Origin of the sequence: Desulfosarcina sp., from assembly GCF_033791525.1 — a bacterium.
Classification (GTDB): Bacteria; Desulfobacterota; Desulfobacteria; order Desulfobacterales; family Desulfosarcinaceae; genus Desulfosarcina.
In genome coordinates, this window is sequence record NZ_JASJGN010000119.1 from 1 (window position 1) to 4,774 (window position 4,774).

5 protein-coding genes are annotated in these 4,774 nt (G+C 56.5%); 1 reads left to right on the plus strand and 4 read right to left on the minus strand.

The window, feature by feature from the left end:
* The 4 genes from QNK41_RS05615 to QNK41_RS05630 all read right to left on the minus strand — a co-directional run.
* On the minus strand, positions 1–1,084 hold a 1,084-nt coding region (locus QNK41_RS05615; protein ID WP_319254625.1), incomplete at its 3' end, for an FMN-binding glutamate synthase family protein.
* A gap of 329 nt (positions 1,085–1,413) precedes the next feature.
* Positions 1,414–2,136 (minus strand): GAF and ANTAR domain-containing protein, encoded by a 723-nt coding sequence (locus QNK41_RS05620; RefSeq protein ID WP_319254627.1) that lies wholly within the window; start codon positions 2,134–2,136, stop codon positions 1,414–1,416.
* Between the two features lie 86 nt (positions 2,137–2,222).
* A complete protein-coding gene (locus QNK41_RS05625; RefSeq protein WP_319254628.1) occupies positions 2,223–3,368 on the minus strand; it encodes an NAD(P)-dependent oxidoreductase in 1,146 nt (381 codons plus the stop codon).
* A gap of 18 nt (positions 3,369–3,386) precedes the next feature.
* On the minus strand, positions 3,387–4,139 hold the full coding sequence (locus QNK41_RS05630; protein WP_319254630.1) for a 16S rRNA (uracil(1498)-N(3))-methyltransferase: 753 nt from the start codon (positions 4,137–4,139) through the stop codon (positions 3,387–3,389).
* A 155-nt stretch (positions 4,140–4,294) separates the two neighbouring features.
* Here QNK41_RS05630 and QNK41_RS05635 point away from each other — a divergent pair.
* The coding region (locus tag QNK41_RS05635) for a metallophosphoesterase family protein (protein ID WP_319254632.1) at positions 4,295–4,774 on the plus strand (480 nt) is incomplete at its 3' end.

Sequence of the window (4,774 nt, forward strand, 5' to 3'; positions counted from 1 at the left end):
CCCAGCTTTGCATCATGTTCCAGGGGCTCATGCCGGTGCCGCCGCCCGACCCGTCGATGGTAAGCAGATCCAGTCCGGCGTCTGTGGCGAACTTGATGGCCATGGCCAGTTCTTCCATGCCGTAGGAGCCTGTTTTCAGGGTAACCCGGGTGAATCCCAAGCTCCGCAGGTATTCCACGCTGCTCATAAAATCCTCCTGGACCTGCTGTACCGATCCCAGGTTGGTGCCGCCCAGGCGGCTGTGGCGTGCAAAGGATTTGATGGAGCCGTTTTCAAAGGCCTCCTGCACCTCGGGAATGGTCGGATCCGGATCGACCACGTATCCCCTTTCCTTGAGGAATACTGCATAGTCGAGGCTGGTGACCTGGATTTCACCGCCGATATCCTTGGCGCCCTGGCCCCACTTGAGTTCGATGATGACCTTGTCGCCATACTTGTCGGCGACGAACTCGGCCACGCCATTTCTGGTGTCTTCTACGTTGAGTTGGACGATGATGGCTCCATAGCCGTTGTAGTATCGGAAGTAGCTCTCGATGCGTCGTTCCAGTTCCGGGGCTTTTTTAATCTTTCCCTTTTTTTCCGGACCTGTGCCGATTTCCGATTCACGATCCACGCCCACCACGTTCTCACCGATAACCACGGGAATGCCCACCAGGGCACCACCGATGGCAAAGGAATTCCAGTATTTCTGGGCCACGAAGGTGGAGCCCAACGCGCCGGTCATCAGCGGAATGCGCGCTTTGGTTTTGACGGTATTGCCGAATTCGGTTTCCAGGGTAACGTTGGGGAAGATGCAGTCATCGGCGCTGTCGGTCAGGCCGCCGGCCATTCCCTGGGCGCCGTAAGCATATCCCTGGATACGCAGGGAGTTGTAGGAAACACCCACATGGGTGGTGTTGTCGGCGCCAGCGGTCACGATGCCGTAGCTGCGGGGATAGAGCAGCTTACGCCCGACCAGGCTGGAGAGCCAGGTTTCGCACTTGCCCTTGCAGTCGGCCCGGCAGAGTGTGCACAGGCTGGATTCGGTAGGGTTACCCCGGTTGACGGTTCCCAGAGCATCGTTGTTTTTAGAAAATCTCATCATGGTGGTGCCTCCTTTGTTGCTGCAGTTGATCGTTAAGAAACTGAACCGAAATCGTGACCAATACCACGCAAAACGGCGTCTGCACGGATGGGTAGTTGCCCAACCGGTGCCAGACGCCGTTGTCTTGGTCGCTTCAGCCGTATCTCACGCCGTTGTAAGGTGCGGCTGTTTTGGCTTGCTGCCCTAAATTGTGGGGAGAGGTTATTTCATACTTCGGGAAGAATTTTTAGTTGTGCTAATGCTAAAAGTCAAGTGAATTTAATTAAACTTATTAAGTTTGACTGACGTACGAGGGTGACGTGGGAGCGGCAGTGTGCTTTGGGGGAGGGTCAGCGGTCCATGTCTATTTCTTCCGACAGGAGGATCGCTTCGGCAATGTGACGCAGCGGCTTCCTTAAGTCCATACTGCGCCGTTGAATCCAGCGAAAAGCGTCTTCACCTTTAATATTTCGGCGATGCATAAGGATTTCCTTGGCCCGCTCAACCATCTTCCGTGTTTCCAGTTCTTCCTGGATCACTTTGGTTTTGACCATCAGCTCGGTGTTTAGAATGGCCAGCGCAGCCTGGTTGGCCACAGCCGTAAACATGTTGATTTCGGTGTTTGAAAAGGCGTGGGGTTCGGCGGTAAAGCAGTTGAGGACGCCGATAATTTTCTCATCCTTGAGTTTCAGTGGAACACTGATCATGGAGACGAGGCCCAGCTTTCGGGCCATCTCTTTTTCTTTGAACCGGTGGTTGCGAAGTACGTCGTTAATGGCAATCGGGCGCTTGTTGGTAACCACATGGCCCACCACGCCTTCGTCGAGGTTCAGGGAGCGGTCCTTGACGTATTCCGGGTCGATGGACTGGGTGGCCTTCAGCCTGATTTTGGGCGGCTTTTCATTTTCGTCGATGAGCCACAGGGAGCAAATTTCCACCCCGGTAACCTTGGCGGTGACCATGACGATGAGCTTGAGCAGATCTTCCAAAAACAGATCCGACGTAATGGCCCGGCTGATATCCGTCAGGGCCTTGATATAACCATCGTAGGTGGTCTGCTCTATCTTTTCCATGATTGACTGGTTACCGGGTAAAAGACAATTTTTCAACGATTTGTTGCCGACGCAGATGAATCGGGAAGGTTTCTGAAACTAAACAATCAATCCCGTTGCCCAGACCATCCCAACGCCTCGGCATTGACGATGCTTGGAATGGCATGAGGCGCAGCCTTTTCGAGAAAGGGCAAAATGTCAGACTTCTGCCAGAGCGGATATCCGCTGAGGAGGCCGGCCACATTGCAGGCCGCCAGGGTGGCCATGCCTTCCCGGGTCCACCGTGTGGCCGAGGCGATGTGGGGCACGATGACCACGTTGGTCAGCTCAGCCAGGCCGGGAGCCATGACTGGCTCATGCTCGAAAACGTCCAAGCCGGCGCGAAACTCCGGATGGTGCCGGCAGTGGTCCACCAGGGCCACTTCATCGACTACCGGTCCTCGGCTGGTATTGATCAGGATGGCATCGGATTTCATCAAGGCCAAGCGTCGGGCATCGATGAGGTGGTGGGTGGTGTCGTCCAGTACCGTGTGGATGCTGACACAATCGGCTGTTTCCAGCAGCTCATCCAGGGATTCAACGCGGCGGCAGCCCACCGGTGACAGGTGTTGGGTGGCCCGAAAGCGATTGTAGTCGGCGACAAAGGCTTCCAGTTCGGTGTTGGCGGCAAGGTCGTGATAGATTACCTGCATGCCGTGTCCCTGGACCATCATGCGGGCGACGACTGCTCCGATTCTGCCGACGCCGATGATGCCCAGGGTTTTGTCGTGCAGCAGGGTTCCCAGGAAAAGATCGGGGAGCCAACCGGTGTAGCGGCCGGCGCGTAGAAAGCGTTCCGCCTCACCGACATGGCGGGCCGCCGCGAAGAGCAGCGCAACCGCCATCTCTGCAGTGGTTTCGGTGAGCACGCCCGGCGTGTTGCCCACCGGAATGCCCGTCCGGGTGGCTGTCTCCAGGTCCACGTTGTTGTAGCCCACAGCATAATTGCTGTACGCGATACCTCCGGCGGACTTGAGCGCATCGAAAAGGGTTGCTCCCCACGCTTCGGTGAGCTGCCCGATGGCGCCGTCACATCGCCTGCCGATGGCTGCCTTGATGGTTTCCGTGTCCAGAACCAATTTGCTGTGGCAGATATCAACGCGGCAATCGGCAGAGGTGAGAATATCAAGCCATCGTTGGCCGGGGAGCGCTTTGGTGACGATGACGCGAAAGGCTCCGTCGGGATTATGAACCTGCCAGGGGTTGTTGTTCATCTTTTCTCCTCCAGTGACTCAATCTCTAAGTCCCATGTCACCGAATCGATACTGCACCAGGGTACAGGCGGCTAGTGTGGCGGTCTGGGCCCTCAAAATACGGGGGCCCAGACCGGTGGTGAGAAATCCATGCTCATGCGCCCGCTGGACTTCACCAGGGTCGAACCCACCCTCCGGACCTACTGCCACCGTTATGGTTTTTGGCTTCGGTGAGGCGGATTGGGGTATATCGAACGCCTGCGGCGCCCCTTCCCAGAAAATGATTTTAAGATCGGACTCGGCAGACGTCTCCAGCATGGCGTCAAAATCGTCTGCAGGCGCAATACAGGGGACGCGTCCACGCCGGCACTGCTTGACCGCCTCAATTGCAATCTTCTCCCATCGGTCCAACCGTGTCCCCATGCCTTTTTTACCCGGCACAGGTATTGATCGCGCCGCATAAAATGGCATCCAGCGATCAATGCCCAGTTCCGTCAACTGACGGATCAGGTCGTCCATTTTACGGTCCTTGAGGATGCCCTGAGCCAGGGTGATATGAACGGACGATTCAGACATTAGCGGAAATGTCCCTTGGATATGAAACTGAACCCGTTTGGGGGAAGCCGACACGATCCGGGCTCGATAGCCGTTCCCGAGGCCGTCGAAGAGTTCCACGGCATCACCGGCAGACAGGCGAAGTACCCGGCAGATGTGGACGGCATCCGATCCGGAAATTTCCGGTTGTGGATGCTGGACCATTTCCGGTGGCACATAAAAACGTCTCAGTGACATGGGATTGCTTTCCGGGTGCCGAACAAAGTGCGTGTCAACGATTTATTCTGATTTTATCATAGCGGTTTACGAGTCAAGGCATTTATTATAAACTAATCGGCCAGGCCATTGCCTGCGACGGGACCGCTGATTGTCAATGAAAGATGAAACGAACAATGCTGATTTACGCTGCAGCCGATATCCACGGCCATCCGCGACGGATTCGACGTCTTAGCAGCCAGGTTGCCGCCCATCGACCGGACATTTTGTTGCTGGCCGGGGACCTTTCCAGACGCCGGCAGCCGGAGGTCACCCTTGACAGATTGAATCGGCTGGGATTGCCGGTGCTGCTGATCAGGGGAAACAGTGACCCTCGTCATCTGGCACGCCTGCTGCCTTCATTTCCCCGGCTTCGATCCATTCATCTGGCTGCGGTACGTTTTGGCGATGTGGAGATTATTGGTATCAGCGGCACCCTGCCGCTTCCCTTTCAGTCCCGATTGGGCTTCAAAGAGACTGAAACCGAGACCCGGGTATCCACAATGTTGCGGGCCCGCAGTGTGCTGGTGGCCCATCCGCCACCCTACGGCGTCAGGGACCGGGTCCTGGGCCGGTTCCATACCGGCAGCCGGGCCGTCAGACGGCTGGTGGATTGC

What these genes read in the sequence shown, in the direction of transcription:
- QNK41_RS05620 (WP_319254627.1), bottom strand. Translation starts at nt 2,136, where the DNA reads ATGGAAAAGATAGAGCAGACCACCTACGATGGTTATATCAAGGCCCTG.
- QNK41_RS05625 (WP_319254628.1), bottom strand. Translation starts at nt 3,368, where the DNA reads ATGAACAACAACCCCTGGCAGGTTCATAATCCCGACGGAGCCTTTCGC.
- QNK41_RS05630 (WP_319254630.1), bottom strand. Translation starts at nt 4,139, where the DNA reads ATGTCACTGAGACGTTTTTATGTGCCACCGGAAATGGTCCAGCATCCA.